This is a genomic window from Myxococcales bacterium (assembly GCA_022563535.1).
Classification (GTDB): domain Bacteria; phylum Myxococcota_A; class UBA9160; order UBA9160; family UBA4427; genus DUBZ01.
This window is the reverse complement of record JADFNE010000030.1, coordinates 35,727-53,840: the sequence shown is the minus strand read 5'-3', so window position 1 is coordinate 53,840 and position 18,114 is coordinate 35,727. Positions and strand designations below refer to the sequence as shown.

Annotated in this window: 12 protein-coding genes; 6 read left to right on the top strand and 6 right to left on the bottom strand. The window is 59.6% G+C overall.

The annotated features are described in order from the left end of the window. Window positions 1-57 precede the first annotated feature (57 nt). The 4 genes from IH881_11245 to IH881_11230 form a co-directional block, all read right to left on the bottom strand. The gene (locus IH881_11245) at window positions 58-2,862 is read right to left on the bottom strand and encodes a response regulator (GenBank protein MCH7868262.1); all 2,805 of its coding nucleotides are present in this window, start codon (window positions 2,860-2,862) and stop codon (window positions 58-60) included. Between the two features lie 33 nt (window positions 2,863-2,895). Continuing rightward, complete coding sequence (locus tag IH881_11240) at window positions 2,896-5,154, bottom strand: MMPL family transporter (GenBank protein ID MCH7868261.1); 2,259 nt, start codon at window positions 5,152-5,154, stop codon at window positions 2,896-2,898. A gap of 5 nt (window positions 5,155-5,159) precedes the next feature. Further along, window positions 5,160-7,700 carry a methyltransferase domain-containing protein gene (locus IH881_11235; GenBank protein ID MCH7868260.1) on the bottom strand — a complete coding sequence of 847 codons (2,541 nt, stop codon included), beginning with the start codon at window positions 7,698-7,700 and terminating at the stop codon, window positions 5,160-5,162. Window positions 7,701-8,159: 459 nt separating this feature from the next. After that, window positions 8,160-8,933 carry an SDR family oxidoreductase gene (locus IH881_11230; GenBank protein ID MCH7868259.1) on the bottom strand — a complete coding sequence of 258 codons (774 nt, stop codon included), beginning with the start codon at window positions 8,931-8,933 and terminating at the stop codon, window positions 8,160-8,162. Window positions 8,934-9,104: 171 nt separating this feature from the next. Between IH881_11230 and IH881_11225 the strand changes: the two genes are divergently transcribed. Further along, window positions 9,105-10,997 (top strand): MFS transporter, encoded by a 1,893-nt coding sequence (locus tag IH881_11225; protein ID MCH7868258.1) that lies wholly within the window; start codon window positions 9,105-9,107, stop codon window positions 10,995-10,997. Between the two features lie 39 nt (window positions 10,998-11,036). Here IH881_11225 and IH881_11220 read toward each other — a convergent pair whose 3' ends face one another. Then, complete coding sequence (locus IH881_11220; protein ID MCH7868257.1) at window positions 11,037-11,756, bottom strand: hypothetical protein; 720 nt, start codon at window positions 11,754-11,756, stop codon at window positions 11,037-11,039. 165 nt (window positions 11,757-11,921) lie between these two features. On the opposite strand from IH881_11220, the gene IH881_11215 reads away from it, so the two are divergent. The 5 genes from IH881_11215 to IH881_11195 all read left to right on the top strand — a co-directional run bounded on the left by IH881_11215 (window position 11,922) and on the right by IH881_11195 (window position 16,639). Then, on the top strand, window positions 11,922-12,929 hold the full coding sequence (locus tag IH881_11215) for a galactose mutarotase (protein ID MCH7868256.1): 1,008 nt from the start codon (window positions 11,922-11,924) through the stop codon (window positions 12,927-12,929). Between the two features lie 125 nt (window positions 12,930-13,054). After that, a complete protein-coding gene (locus IH881_11210; GenBank protein ID MCH7868255.1) occupies window positions 13,055-13,504 on the top strand; it encodes a hypothetical protein in 450 nt (149 codons plus the stop codon). Between the two features lie 12 nt (window positions 13,505-13,516). After that, on the top strand, window positions 13,517-13,927 hold the full coding sequence (locus IH881_11205) for a VOC family protein (GenBank protein MCH7868254.1): 411 nt from the start codon (window positions 13,517-13,519) through the stop codon (window positions 13,925-13,927). Window positions 13,928-14,068: 141 nt separating this feature from the next. After that, on the top strand, window positions 14,069-14,362 hold the full coding sequence (locus tag IH881_11200) for a DUF393 domain-containing protein (protein ID MCH7868253.1): 294 nt from the start codon (window positions 14,069-14,071) through the stop codon (window positions 14,360-14,362). A gap of 1,047 nt (window positions 14,363-15,409) precedes the next feature. Further along, the gene (locus IH881_11195) at window positions 15,410-16,639 is read left to right on the top strand and encodes a PD40 domain-containing protein (GenBank protein ID MCH7868252.1); all 1,230 of its coding nucleotides are present in this window, start codon (window positions 15,410-15,412) and stop codon (window positions 16,637-16,639) included. On the opposite strand, the gene IH881_11190 is transcribed toward IH881_11195, so the two are convergent. Beyond that, window positions 16,620-18,098 carry an acetyl-CoA synthetase gene (locus IH881_11190; protein MCH7868251.1) on the bottom strand — a complete coding sequence of 493 codons (1,479 nt, stop codon included), beginning with the start codon at window positions 18,096-18,098 and terminating at the stop codon, window positions 16,620-16,622. The two genes, IH881_11195 and IH881_11190, sit on opposite strands and share 20 nt — an antisense overlap. Between the last annotated feature and the right edge of the window lie 16 nt (window positions 18,099-18,114).

The window sequence follows — 18,114 nt, the reverse complement described above, 5'->3', positions numbered from 1 at the left end:
AAGGAAGGGCCCGAGGCCAATTCCCAAAGCCCCGCAACCACAGCCCCCTCACTACCCCTAACGCGAAACCGGCAACCTCACCACAAACAAAGCCCCGCCCACATCCGGGCACTCCACTTCCAGACTTCCTTCATGGCTCTCAATAATCTGCCGCGAGATCGACAACCCCAGTCCCGTACCCTTCCCGGCTGTCTTGGTCGTAAAGAACGGATCGAAGATCTGCGAGATGACGTCCGCAGGAATCCCCGGGCCGTCGTCCTGGAATTCTATTCGCACTCCGTGCTCATCGTGACTAACGCGAATGTCGAGCTTTCCTGCCCGGTATTCGAATGCATCTGCCGCGTTCTTGATCAGGTTCAAGAATACTTGGTTGAGGGCGCCGGAGTCGGCCAGTATTAGTGGCAGGTCGTCCTGAACCTCTATGGTGACCTGGGCGTTTGCGTGGGACATGGCGGAATTCAACAAGTGCACGGTTGAGCGGATTCCTTTTTCGATGTCGACGTTGGGTACCTGACCGGTATTGCGACCGGGTGCTGCGAAGTCGCGCAGGTCGCTGACGAGGGCTTGCGTGCGCTCGAGTCCGCTGCGTACGATTCCCGAGAGTTCGCCAATCGTGCTCGCCAGATCGTGAAGCTTGGCCGAGTCAGCGATGTGGCGGAAGCGGTCCAGCCCGAAATCGTCCGGGGCACCTTCATCGGTGGAGAGATCTGCGGCGGCGGAGACGAGTTCTTGAACGCGTTCGAACTCGACGTCGAGGGCCCGGGCGGCGTTGAGGGCGAAATTTACCGGGTTGTTGACTTCGTGTGCGATGCCCGCGGCGAGTTCGCCCACCGCTGCCAGTCGCTCGGATTGGATGATCTGAACCTCGGCCTGCTTGAGGTCGTCGAGTGCCGTCTGCAGGGTTTCATTCTTCTGAGTGAGTTCTTTCTGAAGTCCCCGAACGCGCACGAGTGTGCGAACCCGAGCGATCAGTGCACGCGGGTGGAAGGGCTTGGTGATGTAATCGTCCGCGCCGAGTTCCAGGCCCTCGACCTGCATGTCGTGATCCGCCTTTGAGGTCACGAGCACCACCGGAATTGCGCTGAGATCGTCGCGCCGCTTGATTTCGCGACACAGTTCAAGGCCCGACATCTCCGGCATCATGACGTCGGTGAGGACGAGATCGGGCGCCGATTGCGAGATCTGTTCGAGGGCATCGAGACCGTTGCGTGCGGTGCGGACGCGAAATTCGCGACCGAGCAACGTCGCCAGCAACCGGCGCATGTCGGGGTTGTCCTCTGCGATCAAGATCTCGCCCAGCTTCGGTTGAGACGCGGCGTCGGTCTCAGCAGCCGTCTGCGGCTGCTGAGTGTCGTCCTCCCAGCGCTCGACATTGCCTTCGAGGCCTTCGAGGCCCTCGAGTTCGCTTGTGCCCCCCGGACTCGAGGCGGGTCGTTCGAGATTCAACTCTGCTTCTACGGCCTCGATCGAGTGACCAAGCCCCAGTGAGTCTTCAGCATCCGGAAGCAGTGCGGCGTCTTCAAGGGCCCCGGCATCTGCATCGCCAATGGGCAGGGAGAGGGTCATGGTGGTTCCAAGATCTGGACCCGCGCTCTTTGCCTCGATCCCGCCCCCGTGAAGCTGCGCGAGTTCGAGTGCCAGGGACAGGCCGATCCCGGTGCCCTGGTGAGCGCGTGTGGCGGAACCGTCTACCTGGGCGAAACGGTCAAAGACCGACTTCAGCTTGTCGGCCGGGATCCCCTGTCCACTGTCCTTGACGTGAATCAACACGCCATCCGGCGCGGCTTCTCCCGAAATGACGATCTGGCCACCGGACGGGGTGAATTTCAGCGCATTGCCTACCAGGTTCATCAAGATCTTCTCTACCGCCGCGGCGTCCGCGTTGATGTTCGCAAGCGTGTCGATGCCTTCGTGTCGGAGGCTGATGTGCTTTCGCTCGGCCATGCCGCGAGCAGCCGTCACGAGGTCGTCGACGAGTTCGTGCAGATCCATGGGTGCGCGGTAAATTTCGAAGAGCTTGCTCTCCAGTTTCGAAAGGTCGAGCAGGTTGGAGATCAACTTGTACAGTCTGCGACCGTTGGCGTGCATGGTTTCGATCGTTTCTGCCAGCAGGCCAGTGGTCTTGCCGAAGTCACCCGAGCGGATCGCGTCGATGGGAGCGAGGATCAGGGTGAGGGGCGTTCTCAGTTCGTGGTGCACGTTGGCACTGAAGCGGGACTTTGCCTGATCGAGTTCGGCGAGTTCGTCCCGCGCGCTTTGAATTTCTCGACGCTGCAAGAAGTCGGCGATGCGCATGCGTTCCAGCGCGGCGCAACTGGCGATGCACTCGATCGCGGCAGCCGTCGGAAAGAACATGTTCATGCCCCAGGACTCGAGGCAGAGCGGCGACCCGCTGAGCAACGGCAATGCGCCGAGTGCCACGAGCGAGACCGTCACCACTCGGGCGGCCTGGCCGGGGGACATGGGAAGGAGCACGGGCAAGCCCAAAAAGAGCAACATCAGGCCCGGCGCATAACCACTGTCCACGCCGCCCGCTCCCCCGATCACCGCGACAAGACCGAGCCCCGTGATATGGCAGGCGAGCATCGCGCGCACCGATCCATCTCTCGGGATCGGGCTGTGGTAGATCGCCACCATCAAGGCGTTCCAGACGATGCGAGTGATCAGCAGATCGCGAAACTGCTCCGGGAACACCCATAGGTCAAAGAGAATGAAGAGCGTATTGAGGCTGATCACGACCATGATGCCGCGACGCATCGCGTCGATCATGTGATCGCTGCGTGTTATTGCGCGGTATTCAAGATAGAGATCTTGATCGATCTCTCTGCGAAAGAACATTCGCTGCGCATCGACATCGCTCAATCGCGACTTGACCTTCCGACACGAGTACAGAGTTTAGCGAGATTTCCGATCAGCCAGGAGCAACAGGGGTGGCAGCAATGTGATGTCTGCAACGAGACACAAGAAGACGAGGCCCGAAGTAACGAGACCGAGGTTTCGGATCAATGTGAACTGCGAGAGGGCGAGCACTGCGAAACCCACAACGATGGCGGCCGTGGTAAAGACGAGCGCCGGAAGAACTTGTTCCAGACTGCGATCGAGAGCCACCAAGGGCTTCTCTCCTGCGTGTCGCCGGTCGGTGTAGCCCGTCATCAAATGGATGGTGTCGTCGACCGCGATCCCGAGCGCCAGGCTGCCCAGGCAAACCGTCGCGGCATCGAGGGGAATGCCCAGGAAACCCATCAAACCAAAGGTGATGACCAGCGGCACCGCATTGGGAAGTAGCGCGATCAAGGCGTTCTTGGGGACGCGCAGGATGTAGAGCAACACCGCGCCAATGGAAACCAACGCAAAGGCAAGTCCGGCCACTTGCCCGTAGGCGATCTGTTCCTCGGCACGACCAAATTCATACATCAACCCGGTTGTGTTCACCGTGAAGTCAGCGGGACCATTTTCAGCCCAGAACTCTGCGATCCGATCTCCGAGTGCAACCAGGCGATCCGACCCGTTGTCGTCCACCCGGAGCAGTATGTTTGCGCCAGTGCGGTCTTCGGTGATGACATCCCGCATGTAGTCGACACTCTCGAGCAACATCAGGTACTGCTCTGCCATCGCCTGACTTGTGGGCAGCCCCGCTGCGTCGTTCTCGCTGTAGACGCCGTGCACTTGTCGCAGGGGGTCGGTCACCGAGAGGCTCTTGCCAACCTCGGGCTGCGCTGCGAGCCAACTCGAAAGCGCATCAATGGCTTCGAGGGCTTCGGGATGGGTCACCGGGCGGTCGCCGATCGCGTTGACAACCACGTTTACAGGGGAGATGCCCGATAGCCGCTCGCGAAGAATCTCGTAATCGTCGCGAATCTCGGTTCCCGTCGGGAACCAGACAATGATGTCGGTCGAAATTCGCAGACCAAAGATTCCAACCGTGAGCGCGACGAGCACGACACCCCAGAGCGCGAGCGCGCGGGTCTGGTGTCGGTCGGCAAGCCTCAATATGGCGGGGCGCAGTCGAGCGCGGATCAACGCGCTGAAAACCGATTGATGGTTTGGAATCGGGCGCAAGCGCAACAGGGCGGGCGCCAGGTTGAGGGAAGCGACCGTCAGAGTCGCGACCCCGAGCGCACCAAAGAACGCCAACTGTTGAATGGCGGAAATGCGGACGGCGCCCATGGCCAGGAACCCGATCACGGTCGTAAGACCCGACAGGGCGACGGGCTTGGCCACCCGTTCGATCGACCGGCTGAGCGCGTCGGGTTCGGCAATTCCCTGTGCGGCGGTCAAGACATGCATCGAATACGCGCAACCGAGGGCGAGCAAGATCGACGGAAGCACCATTGTGGAAAGCGAAAGCGATACGCCCAACAAGCTCATCGCACCCACGGAGGCGATGCTGCCCGTGGCACCGATCGCAAGCGGTATCGACACCGGCCGCAGGTTCGCGAACGCAAACGCCACCACGATTGCGACGCAGAGCAAGGTGAGGGGGACGAAGATGAGTACTTCTTTGTAGGTGCGGCCATTTACCTCGGTGCGAAACAACGGCACGCCAGTTGCGCGAGCCGATCGCCCCTGGATGAGATGTTTGATTGAAGCGACGATCTGGGTGCGATCGCCCGCCACGTCGTCGTCGAGCATCACGTTGATCGCAAAGAGGCGCTCGTCCCTGGAAAAGAGGCTGTCCCGGGCGATGGGATCCCGGCGTAAATCGACGAGCAATTGTTCGAAAACCGCGGGGTCCGTTGGAACGCCGTCTTCGAGTGCGGCGCCGAGCAGCAGTTCGCCTTCAGCACCGGCGCGAATCATCGGCACGGTCGAGAGACTGTCGACGCGTCTCACGCCCGGAAGCTTCTCCATGATCCGGGTCAGATCACGCACCTCTTCGAGGGTCTCGCGTGCAAAGGGAGATGGGGCCTCGAGGGCCACCACGACAAACTCGTCTCCGCCGTAGTTGTCGAGGCTTTGCTGATAGACCTGCCAGGCGGGGTCAGACTGGTCGAGAAACGTCGAAGTCGAGGTGTCGAGATGCAGGCGCGTCAGGGTCATGGCCAGAAGCAGCGACCCGACGATCCAGAACCCCATCGTCAAGTGGGGATTTTCGACCCCGAATCGAACCATGCGACGAGGGAGTGCGAACAAGCCCGTGCGAACCGCGGCCATGCTGGCTACGCCCGACGAATGGCCGAGATCACGACCGCCTGAGGGGGATCGCCAAACGAAGGTTCCGACCGAACGTGTTCGAAGCCAGCGGCTGCGACCATGTCCGCCAATTCGTCAGCATCCCAGAAGCGAAACCGACCTTCTTCTTCCAGATCGAGCAACTTGGCCGCGTCACTCAAGAACCAGCGCTGGAGTTCGCCGAACTCGCTCATGCCGGTCTCGCCAAACAAGGCCTGCACCCGGTCCGGGGGGAGTTCCGCGATGCCATCGACATAGATCTTGGAAATATCCGCGTCTCGGCTCAAGCTCGACAGCACCAGGCGCCCTCCAGGACGCAGCACTCTCGCGACCTCGCGAACCAGGCCCTCGGCATCTTCGAGGTAACTGATCAGCAGGGAGAGCAGCGCGGCGTCGGCGATCTCGTCTCCCAGTGGAATATGAACTCCAGTCGAAATATCGAGATTGGCGGCCACCGAAGCGGTCGAGATCTGGTTTGTTGTCGTGGCAAGCTTCAGATGATCTTGCAAGCGGGTTCGACCGCGACGCAACGCCTCGGTGACGAAGTCTACTTCGGTAACCCGCAGGTTCATGTCGGCACCGCAGGATTCGACGAGTCGCAGTGGAAAATCTCCCGCACCCGATCCCAGGTCGAGCACGTGTTGAGATCGCTCGAGCCCGAGTCTTTCGAGCTGCAGAGACATCAACCGCCGATAGGCCGAAGTCGCGGTCATCAATTCGATTCCGAGATTGCGATCCCGCCCCAACAGATAGTCACGCCAGAAGGCCCGCAGGTCGACAGAAATTTTGGGTCGCCTCGAACGTTCTGCCTTTGAGTGCCCTTCTAGCGTCGCCAGATCCGGAAGCGCGGGCTCGAGCTCTCGACCCAGCAGCATGCTGGAAACCTCGCGGCTGGTCACTTGAAAAGTTTCGAGGGCCTGACGACTGCTCCGCAACTGATGACCGGTGGGGACTTCGATCAAGCGGCGCTCTCTGATGTCTCCGGCCGAAAGCAAGTTTCGCACTCGGTCGAGATCCATCCATGCGTCGTAGCGTCCATGCAACCAGGTGATGGGAATCTTGATTCTCTCCATGTCGCGCTTTGCATCTTCGAACAAGACCAGCCGGTGTTCGAAAGCATCACCACCGGTGAGGTCCATGTCCGCAGTCACGCCGACCAACTCATGGCGACCGAACTTCAACCCTTGTGCAAGTCCGTAGGCGTAGTCAACGCCGCCCGACACGGATCGCAACCCCGACTGAAGATCGACCATTCCAACCAGGGAAACCCAGCCCTTGAGTCGATCGCGGGTTTCCTGGGCAATCGCACGTCGCCCCTCTATCGCCCCCATGCTGATGGTGAGAAGAACCATCTCGCGGGTCCCAAAGCGTGAGTCGTGCTCAAGGAAATCGAGGCTCGCAGTGATGTCGTCAACTGCTTGGGAAAAACGAAAGCCCAGGTATTCGTCACCCGGGTTCGAGTAGCGGGGATCGATGTACGATTCACCGCGCCGGTTCGTGCCATCGAAGCGCAGCACGACCAGCGGCTGGCCCGCCTTTTCGAACATGCGAATCAGGGTTGCGGCCAGGGGCAGCATGGTCTCCTTGGTTCGCCCCCACGCGGGGGGAATCACGACCGCCGGAGCACCCCGACAGTCCCCCGTATGGTTGATGATCGCGCGAATGCGCTGACCTCGATTGTTCAGATACTCGACGACGTCGATGTCTGGATGCGGCAGCGGACGCCGCAGTCGGTTCACGACCCGGGCCGAGCCTCCCTTGGCCATTGCTCCGGCAAAAGAGATCCGGCGCCAGGCCGAAGCCCCGGCACCGCCGCCGAGCAAAGAGCGATGGCGTTCGACGTCGATCAATTTTCCGGTCGGGACCCGGCTGATCGACATGCCCAACTGAACCCAGCCCTTTTTCAAAGTATCGCCGCGGGTGTGTTTGAGGTCGCCGTAGACCGACTCACCCTTGCGATCCCCGTCCAGGAACTTCAACGCCAACGGGAAGCGGAGTTCCCGCGCGTGTTTTTTGGGCACCGCGAGGGACAAGCCCTGATACGAGACGTCCCGCAGTGCAGCGGTCCGGGTCATGCCGCTTCCGTCGTGGAACTCGACGTGGTTGGACGAAGCGTTGTTGGACGACGCGTTGCGGTCCGTGACCGATTCGCGAAACAGATCGCGGCGCTCGGCCTCGTAGATCGCCTTGGGATAACTGATCTCGATGATGTCCGGTTCGCGTGAAGCCCGGGGCGAGGCCACGAGGAAATAGCCCACACCCTTGAACTCGAATTCGAAGTAGATCTGCTCGTGGGGGTGAAACGTGATGTTCTCGACCCGCAGGTCGACGGTGCTATCGCCAAGTGCGTCAACCCGGGCGATGCGATACTGGCTTTTGCGGTCCACGCCATTGCCCAACTCGACCTCTGCCAGCCGCAGCGCTTCCAAGAACTCCCGCACTTTGCCCGGGTCTTCGATGATCGCTCGGTGGAGGCTCTTGAGACTCCGACCCGAAAGCGGCTGCAACCGGGACTGCACATTCAGCATGATTCAGCTCCTGCGTGGTGTTTTCAACTCAGGCGCACCCTGTCAGATACCCTCAGTCGTCGCCTAGCAAAAAATGAAATTCATTTGAATTCGGGAATCAAACCTGCCCGCGGCCCTTCGCCTGGACTCGGCGACCCGCCCGTCTTCACGCCCGGGATTCGCGACTTCCAGTCACAAATCCGGCCCAGCATGATGCCGCAACTTTGAGCTTTAAGCAGCGAGAATAGAATGGTATTTCAAATTAATTCGTATCGGGTATTTTCACCACAGACAAAACGATTCACCCCGAATTCCCCCGCTCCTCTCGGACTGGTCGCCGAGTCGAGCAGACACTTGAAAAGTCGTGGAATTCCACCGGGCTAGCGCGAAGTAGCCCAAGTTGAAATTACAATGCGACCACAGTCGCATTGTGTTTTCAAGCTGCGATTCGGGTCAGGCGGTGGGGTATTGGCCCTCAGATTAGAGAAGGTGCGAATTCACGCCAATTCCGCCATCGCACACGATGCAGGTCCCGGTGATGAACGACGCCCGATCCGACGCGAGCCAGATGACCGGCTCCGCGACCTCTTCGGGCTGACCAATGCGGCGCATCGCGTGCTGCTTGATCGTCTGTTCCTTGTGCTCTGGAAACCTTTCGAAGTACCGCGCAAGCCCCGGCGTTTCGAAGCCACCTGGCGCAACCGAATTGATGCGGATTCCTCGAGCCGCGTACTCTGCCGCGCCCGTCCGGGTCAGCGCGTCGACCCCGCCCTTGGCGGCGACGTAGGCCGCGAGCATCGCCTCGCCCTTGAAGACGCTCGCCGAAATAATGTTGATGATCGAGCCGCTCCCCGCCTCGAGCATGGCCGGTATCTCGTACTTCATGCAGTAGAAGACGCCGTTGAGAACTACGTCCATGGTCGCGTCCCAGGCCTTTGGGTCGGTTTGGTGCAGCGAGTCAAAACCACCCGTTCCCCCGACCGCATTGTTCGAGGCCCAGTCGAGCCGTCCAAACTCGGAAACGGTTTTGGCCACCATGGCCTCGACCTGTTCTGGCTGTGTCACGTCAGCATGCACGAAGATGGCGTCTCCGCCCTGTTCTTCGATCTGGGCCACTACCTCGCGACCTGCCGAATCGTCGATGTCCACGACCGCGACCCTCGAACCCTCGCGCGCCGCGAGAATCGAGGTCGCGCGGCCGAGTCCCGAACTCGCTCCGGTAACGAGCCCCACCTTTTTGTCCAAGAGTCCCATGCTCGTTGCTCCTCGAGATGCCGTACCTCTGTGCATCGTGCAGCGTTCTTCAGCGTCCGTCAGCACCGGCACCAGCATAGAAGAGCCCCGGCGGCCCAGCGATGGAGACGTTCATGTGGGGGATTGCATGAGGCCCCGAGACCTCGCAAGCTTGAAGTCCGGAGGGTTCGCTTGGCGCTCCTACTCGAAAAACGTTTTGCGCCGTTCTTTTGGACCCAGTTCCTCGGGGCCTTCACGGACAATACCTTCAAGCAGGCCCTGATCTTGATGATCACCTTTCGGGCGACCATGTCCGAAGCCGAAACCGGCACCCTGATCGCCATTGCGTCGGGATTGTTCGTCCTGCCGTTTTTCCTGTTCTCTCCGCTGGCGGGACAGCTCGCAGACAAATTCGAGAAAGCCACCATCATGCGCCGAGTCAAGATTCTCGAACTCGCGATCATGGTGCTGGCGGCGATCGGCTTCATCATGGCGAACGCCGGGGTGCCCTGGGCAGATACTTACCTGATCGCGATCTTGTTTTTGATGGGGACTCAATCGACATTCTTCGGGCCGGTGAAGTACAGCATTATCCCGCAACATCTTCGCGATGAGGAACTGATGGAGGGCACGGCGTTCGTCGAGAGCGGGACCTTTGTCGCGATCCTCACCGGCACTATCGTTGGCGGCGTTCTGATCATGCAGAGCGAGTACCTGGTGGCCGCGTGTCTGGTGCTCTTGTCGGCGGCGGGCTGGATCTCGAGCCGCATGATTCCGTCGGCGACACCGTCGAACCCCGACCTCGTGATCCGCTGGAATTGGCTCTCGGAGTACGGAAACCTCTACCGAATATCAAGCCAGAAGGCGTCTGTGCTTCTCTCGATCGTCGGGATCTCATGGTTCTGGTTTCTGGGCGCCATGGTGATGGCCCAACTTCCCAACTATGTGAAGTTGTTCGTGCACGGTGACGAATCCATATACATCCTTTTCTTGTCTCTCTTCACCCTGAGCATTGCGGCCGGTTCGGTGCTCACGAATCTGCTCTCGGACGACAGGATCGAGTTGGGCATGGTGCCCTTTGGCGCCATCGGCCTCACGATCTTTCCCCTCGACATCGGGTTGCTCGACTACGCACAGGTTTCGAGGGAAACGCTGACCATGGCTGGACTGCTCGCCAATCAAGCAGATCCACTGATTTATCGGATCATGTTTGATGTATGCGGGATGGGGGTGGCGGGAAGTTTCTTCATCGTTCCCCTCTACGCCCTGCTTCAGCACCGGACAGCCCCAGAAACTCGGTCCCAGGTGATTGCCGCCAACAACATCGCGGGGGCGATCTTCATGGTGGTATCCGCGATCGTCGTCTCGGCTCTCTACGCCGTCGGTCTCGACACTGCGGAACTGTTCCTGGTGCTCGCGGGGCTCAATACGGCGACGGGAATCGCCCTCTTCATCGCGCACTCTGAATTCTTGCTGCGCTTATTCTCCTGGTTGTGCGGCCTCATCCGATATCGCATCCGCTATCTGGGGTGTTCGAATGTTCCGCGCGAGGGTGCATGTCTGCTGTACTCGAATCGGATGAGTTGGCTCGATTGGCCGATCATCACGACGGCATGCGATCGACCGGTGCGATTCGTGCTCGAAACGACAAAAGTGAGCGGCCCATTGGTTTGGATACTCGTCCACTGGTTCGATGCGATTCCGGTTCGCAAAGGCGAACTCGATGGCGATCTCGAAAGCGATGAAGAGCTTGTCGAAGAGGCGCTGCGAGAAATTGATCGCGCGCTTTCGAACGGACAAATCGTATGTCTGTTCGGCGCGATCAACGCAAGCAACGCAGAGAGGCCGGACACCCACGGTCCTCTGGCAGCTCGTCTCGAACCGATTCTGGCCCACAGATCGGTTGCGGGCATCGCCATTGCACTGCGGGGAATCGGTCGGAACGGCGAAGCATCGGCCCCGGGCGGATCCGCGGGACCCTCGCTTCGCAAAACTGTCGTGGTGACGATCGGCGAAGTCCACCCCGAAGTCGTTTCCTCGACAGACCTCGCCGCTGCAACCCAGCAACTCCTGGCGAATGCCTGACGATTCTTTTCCGATTGCGGCGGGTCAGTTTTTTCCGGATCAATCCTGAGCTGGATAGATCTTGGCGGGCGCGAGCAACCGTTTGCAGTTCGTACACTCGAAAATGTCTTCGAGTCGCTTGACCTCACTCACGCGAATCCTCGGAAGCACCATCTTGCAGTGAGGACACGAGTCGCCGTTCAAGACCACGATCGCCGGCCGCTTTTTCTTTCGGGTCGCCTGGTAGCGCTTCATGATCCCGGCTTCGATGCCAGCGCATTCTCCTTCGCGTAACGCGGTGACCTTCGAGCGCTCCGCTTCGACGCTCTCGCGCCGCGTGTCGATCTCAACGAGCTTGTCGGGACTGGCTTCTTCGAGATCCAGCAATTGCCCCTGGGCAGCCTTGAGCGCCTGCTTGGCCCGGTCGATCGATTCCATGTGTTCGAGGGCAAGGGTTTCAAACTCGGTCTTGGCGGTTTCAGCGGCGTCAATCTCGTGTTGCAACGCGGTATAGGCCTGGTTCGAACTCACCTGGGCGGTTTGATGGTTCAGCTTCAGGATCAGCTCTTCTTGAACGCGCATCTGACTCTCGAGCCTGCGCTCTTCCAATTCTTCGGTCTCGAGCACACTACGCTCACTGGCGACCTGCTGCTCGGCCTGTGCAATATCGCTGGCGACCCGCGCAATTTCGGCTGGAAACTTCGCCAATTTTTCATCGAGGAGATCGATCTCCCCATCGAACTTTTCGGTCTCGATCAACTGACGCAGAATTTCTTGCAAGCTCGATCTCCCAAAGTCAGGCGTGAGCTTAACCCGAATGATTCGGAAAAGTCCCACCGCGGGGGCAGATCAGCGCCAAGAGAATTCACGAATTCCTTGCTTTGCGAGAATGCGCAGGTGATATTCAGGGCTCACCCGAACCGCGGGTATCGAGAGGGGCAGCCGATGCGGCGAATGTATTTTGGCACGACCCCCACTGGGGTTCCGATCCATGTCTTTCGTCTCGAGAGCAGCGCTGGGGTTTCGGTAAGCGTCATGGAACTGGGCGCCGCAGTCGTCTCGATTGAAACACCCGATCGCAAAGGCAGAGCTGGACCCATCGTCCCGGGGTTCGACAATCTCGCCCCCTACCTCGAAGCTACCCATCCCCAGAGCATTACCCTGGGCCGTTACGCCGGACGCGTCGGAGACAGACCGCCTCGGGCGCAGCTCGAACTGCGCGTGCTGGATGGACCCGGGGCTCCGCACAAACTGCACAGAAACGCGGCGGGTTTGAATTGCCCGGTGTGGTGGGGCGAAGCGCTGAGCGAGGGTGTGCGCTTCCATTACAGCAGTCCGGAGGGTGAAGACGGATACCCCGGCAAGCTCGAATGCAGCGTCGAGTATCGGCTCGATCAGGCCGGCAGCCTTCGGGTAACGCATCGGGCCACCACCGATGCGCGGACCGTCGTCGATCTCGCGAGCCAGATCTACTTCAATCTGCGCGATGGTGGCCGCAGCTCGGTTCTCGGCCACGAACTCTCGATTGCCGCAGACGAGATTGTCGAGGTCGATCGAGAGGGAATTCCAACGGGCCATTTCCTGCCGGTCGCAGGGAGCTCGATGGACTTCCGGTCGGCGAGAGAAGTTGGAGCGGAGAATCGGGCATCGAACCGCCCGCGCGGTGACTACGATGATTGCTACGTGTTGCGCCGACCCAGCTCGAGCATGCGCGCGGTCGCTCGGCTCAGGGACCCCGGATCTGGACGCAACGTCGAACTTGCGACCACTCAGCCCGGCATTCGCTTCGAGACCAGCGCGGCGCCAGGATCGGAAGAGCGCAAACTCAGTCTTTGTCTATGTCCCCAGAATTTTCCGAACGCGGCGAATCATCGCCACTTTCCCAGTCCAGAGCTCGCCCCCGGAAGCTTCTATGACCAGACCACGGTCTATCGTTTTTGGAACGAGCACTGAGTTCAGGCGCGCGAACAGCCGGCTGGCTAAGTTCTAGACCGAGCGGTTCCGTAAACAATGATTCTGTAAACGACAATTCGAAAACAACGATGCACACGGCATCTCGCCCAGGGGTTTCTATTTCCATGAATGTGCTGCTTCGAATGGCTCTCGCGATCGCGGTCATCGCCCTTTTCGCATGCTCGGAGTCCGAGAAGGCGCCTGTTGGCAAGCCTGCTTCGCAACCCTCTGAACAACCCCCTGGGCAGACCCCTGAGCAGACCCCGACCACGCCTCCTACAGCTGGCGATCCCGAGACACCAGCGGAACCAGCACCCGACGATCCCGCAGCCCTCAGGAGCCGAGGCCAGGCGGTCTACTCGGCCAATTGCATCGCCTGCCACAATCCCGATCCATCGATGGACGGGGGGATCGGGCCCGCGATCGCGGGATCGTCCCTCGCACTCATCGAAGCGAGAGTCATGCGCAACGAGTACCCCGAAGGATACACGCCAAAGCGTGACACCCGCGCGATGATCGCCCTTCCGTATCTGGAAAACGATCTCGCTGCGATCGTGACCTTCCTGGCGAGGTGAAGGAGACTCGACGTGAGTACAGCCTTGACCCACATCGCATTGCACGTGAACGATTTCGAAGCCTGCATCTCGTTCTATGAGCGCTACTGCGGGATGTCAGTTTGCCATCAACGAGGGGACGACCACTCGCGCGTCGTCTGGCTCAGCGAACCGGGCAAGGAGCGCGAGTTCATCATCGTGGTGATCGATGGAGGCAAGAGCTCACCCCAGGCGGCCGAAGATTTCGGTCATCTGGGATTCGCGGTGGAAAGCTGCGAACGCGTCGATGAACTGGCTTCCCATGCAAAGTCCGAGGGCCGCCTAGTCTGGCCGCCATACAGAGAGCCCTACCCGGTCGGGTACTACTGCGGTATTCGTGACCCAGATGGAAACATCGTCGAGTTTAGTTATGGGCAGCCGCTAGGACCGGGTGCTGAAGAGTGATACGGGTTCTAAAACTCGGCGAGACGACACACCCAGTGCGATGACGGTGAAGACCACAACATTGAGGAACTGGCAGCAATGGCGCGAGAACTCGTTCTCTGGGACGGTGACTGCGGATTTTGAGGTCGCCTAGTCGCCTGGATCAGGCGGCATGACCACGGCGAGCGCTTCGATCCGCAGCCCTTTCAGGCAGTAGCCAATCCCCCGATGACCCCGGAACTCGCCGCGGCCTGCGAGCGTGAAGTGCATGTCCTGTGCGCTGACGGTCGGGTGCTGCGCGCTGGACGGGCGTCTCTCTACGTCCTCTCCGGACTGGGTTGGCGGCGCACTTCTGTGTTTTTTTCGCTACAGCCAATGATTTGGTTTGTCGAGCTCGGGTATCGAATTGTCGCGTCGAATCGGGCTTTCTTCGATCGGCTGCTCTTTCATCGATAAAAACGTTGCGTTTTAGGCCCGTTTGTATGGATCAGATTTCCATTCAAGGAAAACAATTTCCTCCATTAAGAACACACTTTCCGACAAAGAGAAAGCGCGTTCTTAAATCCGTCAATCGCCTTCCAAGCTCCAAGGCTGTCTGGTTTCAAGTTGGCACGCAGATTGCTCTACCTGGAATCAACTCTAACCAGACAAACCAGATTGGAGAGTTTAAGGAGGTAAAAGGCAAAGTCGTTCGGAATAGCACCGCTTCAACGACAATCTGAATTTGCAGCAGAAGCTCACGCGAAGGTAGCAATGGACTCGGATCCCGCTGATTACACAAGATTCGAAGAGCAATTGAAGCCCAAGTTGATACTGAACCGACGCGGGTGGACAGACCCGCAAGGCGTTGAGAAGCGCGGTGCAACGAGGTCGGACGACCGCGAGTGTGCAAGCCTGGAGGGGGCGATTTGGGGTATTTGTTGCTGACGATGAGCAGAACATTGGGTGTCAACATGACTCAATGGCAGACCCGCCGAGGAAGATGTAGACGCCCTACTGATCGCCCTCTCCCCTCTTTTTCAATCTCTAGGGAACGCTGTTACAGGGGGCAGCGTTCGATAGACGTTCGATAGGGACGAAGCAAGAACGGACGTTGGCGTGCGCGGGTACCGGGCCATTCAGATCAACAGGGCAGCTACGGGAACTACGGCTACAACGTCAGCAAGATCAGCTTCAACTGTGACAACGGCGACATTCGAATCAGCGCCAATCAACACGCCCGCATCCCGCGCACTGGTGCAACTTTCGGTGTAATGACCTATGGGCTTGAGTGATTTCCGGTCTGCGGCTGCAGTAAAATCGAACAAAATCTAGGGAATCAATCCCTCAAATAATTGGGTGTTTTAGCGGTCGTGAGATTGGCAACGAGGTCCTCCCAGCGTCCTCCCAGCCATGGCTCGCCGTAGCCACAGCCCCACCCTTCAATTCCCACATCGTCTACAGTGTGCCGCGCCCGAGCGGTGCACCGGGGCAACGGACCGGGGCGCGTACGGAGACGAACCCATGAATCGACGACATTCCCCCCAGACAATCTTGATCATCGCGGCTGCAAGCATCGCCAGCGCCTGGATCGCCTCGACGGCCAGGGCTTCCGACATGATCGCTGGCAGCGAGTCCGAGGGACTCGTGTTCGTCGTGTCGAACGAAACCGGAATGGAAATCTGGCGGGCGCGGCTGGCGGACAAAGCGCTGCAGCGAGTTAGCGCGACTCGAGATCAGGAGGAGCGCTGGCCGGCCTGGTCCGGGAATGCAAAGCGTATCGCGTTCATCGCCCGCAACACCGTCGGCACCATGAAGTCGATCATCAAAACTCTCGACATCGAGACCGGCAAAGAGAGTGGCATTGGACCAACTCCCGACTTCGTTCAACGCACCCACGTCTGGGCACCCGACGGCAAGTCGATCGCCCACACGTTCCGAATTCCTTCCTCCGATGAGAAGTTCATTACAGACTCGGGCACCGTGATCGTGAATCTCGAGCGAGCGACCCGGGTCGTCATCGCCAAGGTCGAGTCGATCCAGCATCGTATGCAATACCTCGCATACTCGAGCGACGGCGCCAAGATCGTGGCGCACGGCACAGAGTACGGCAAACCGCGCAATGACAAGCTCTGGATATTGGGCCCGGGTCAGCCTCCCCAACCCATCAGGCGAATTCCTCACGGTACCTACGAAAAGCCAAGGTTTACGCGAGACAACCAGAGGGTGGTGTTCACCGTTCGCGTCAACGAATCGCGTCCGCGCGATGTCATGGTGATTGGCCTCGGAGAAAGATCGGGAGCCAGTCGTTTGGCGAGCCATCCCCGATCAGACGATTTCTCGGCGGCGCCATCTCCGGTTCGGGACGAGATTGCGTTCGTATCCGATCGCGATGGATCGCCCGACCTGTTTCTCGCCGATCTCGTCGGTAGAACACCGCCAGTGAATCTCACCAAGAATTCGACGGACGCGGATCTCGATCCAGTCTGGTCGCCCGATGGAGAGCGCATCGCATACATCGTCGTGCCCAAAGACGATTATCTGGCGGAAAAGAAAAATCACGCCGCGATCAAGATCCGCGTGATTGACCGCCAGGGAAGGCTTCTATTCGAAACCAGCGGAGTCATGCCGAATTGGATGCCAGCATGGTCGGGCGATCAGCCGGTAGCGGCCTTTTTGGAAAAGAACGTCGGCACGACTGCTACAAAACCAACAACTAGAACAACTACAACAACTACGCAGTCAGCAGATTGACCTCTCCGTCTCCCGGGATCAACTCGACCGGGCGTCCGACCCATTCTTCTTGTTGCATGCTCGCCATGATGTCCAAATCCGAAACATTTGCGTAACAGCGCGCCCCGTCCGGCAGGTCACAAACCGCGACACCATGGCTCGGACCCTCTCGATCGTGAACAACACAGTAGGCCACGACGTTGGCCGCTCCGGTTGCCCGGTTTTCAATCACGCGAACCTTTGCCTGGTTGACCCGGGCCTGGACGGCGTCTTCATCGGGTAACTCCAAGGGGCCGGGGGTCCCCGAATAGATGCCGAACACGTGGTTCTGCATATGCATCCCCACCCCGCTCACCAGGCCATACTCGGCCGGTTTTTCGCGCAACTTCTCGACCATCGAGACGATCGAATGCGTCGTGTAACCGTTCCCCGCGCCCCCGAAGTACGGCAAGCCACCGGTCACCGTCAACGGACGCGTGTCCTGCTCGGAGATTTCCAGGGCATCGAGGGCAAAATTTACCGAACTCGCAAAGCAACTGTAGAGATCCAGGTGTGCGACGTCGTCCACCGCGATCCCCGCACATCGAAGCGCTTCCGCCGAGGCCTCCGCCATCGAATGGGAGCGCCACATCTCGTCGCGTTGTGCCACGTAGGCGGGATCTTGCGCCGCACAAAAGCCTCGCAGCGCAACCCGACGATCGACTGGAATTCCCAACGCGTCCGCCTTGCCATAACTGGTGACTAGAATCGCACCGCCCATGTCGACGTCCATGATCGAAGCCATGTTCTTCGTGTAGGGATACGAAACCATCCGGTTCTGCGGCGAAACCTCGATCAGTTCCCGGGCGGACTGCACGATCGGAAACCAGGCATTGGGATTGTTCGACGCAATGCCCGTCAAGCGTGCAAGCACTTCGCCGTCGCGCTGGCGGTTTTCGTCCGGACTCAGCCCCAGATGCGCTCGCCGCGCTACGTCGAAGATCGCATAACTCACATAGGGCTTAAAAACATGATGCGCCAATTCCGCGGGATGGATGGGATCATTGAAGGGCAGGGGTCGCTCTTCGCTGAGACGATGGCTCCAATCGGGCTCGTGTCCGCGCTGCTTCAGGCGCCTCTTTGTCGCGAGCGCTTCACCGCTGGTGATGAGGGCCATCTCGCTGTGGCCGGCAAGGATGTTCCGGGCTGCAGTATTGACGAACTGTTGCGAAGTCGTGCCGCTGATCCCCGAATAGAAGCGCAAGCCATCTTTGAGACCCAGCTGCGCGGCCAGTCGAGCTGGCGCATCGTCGTATTGCCAACTCATTGGGTAGACGACGTGAAGCGAATCCACCGAACTCAATATGTCATGGCCACCGCTGTCTTCGGCGGCTTGCTTGGCCATGGCCGCCCAGATTTGCAACGGCTCGGGGGCGTCTCGATCGACATCGCGATAGGTCGTTTGCGCGACGCCGACGATGCAGGGAGTTCTTGGATCCATCAGAGCGCCCGCCACT

Bases quoted from the DNA above. Each gene is read 5' to 3' on its own strand.
- IH881_11235 (MCH7868260.1), bottom strand. From the start codon at position 7,700: ATGCTGAATGTGCAGTCCCGGTTGCAGCCGCTTTCGGGTCGGAGTCTC.
- IH881_11230 (MCH7868259.1), bottom strand. From the start codon at position 8,933: ATGGGACTCTTGGACAAAAAGGTGGGGCTCGTTACCGGAGCGAGTTCG.
- IH881_11210 (MCH7868255.1), top strand. From the start codon at position 13,055: ATGAATGTGCTGCTTCGAATGGCTCTCGCGATCGCGGTCATCGCCCTT.
- IH881_11240 (MCH7868261.1), bottom strand. From the start codon at position 5,154: ATGGCCGCGGTTCGCACGGGCTTGTTCGCACTCCCTCGTCGCATGGTT.
- IH881_11195 (MCH7868252.1), top strand. From the start codon at position 15,410: ATGAATCGACGACATTCCCCCCAGACAATCTTGATCATCGCGGCTGCA.
- IH881_11190 (MCH7868251.1), bottom strand. From the start codon at position 18,098: ATGGATCCAAGAACTCCCTGCATCGTCGGCGTCGCGCAAACGACCTAT.
- IH881_11215 (MCH7868256.1), top strand. From the start codon at position 11,922: ATGCGGCGAATGTATTTTGGCACGACCCCCACTGGGGTTCCGATCCAT.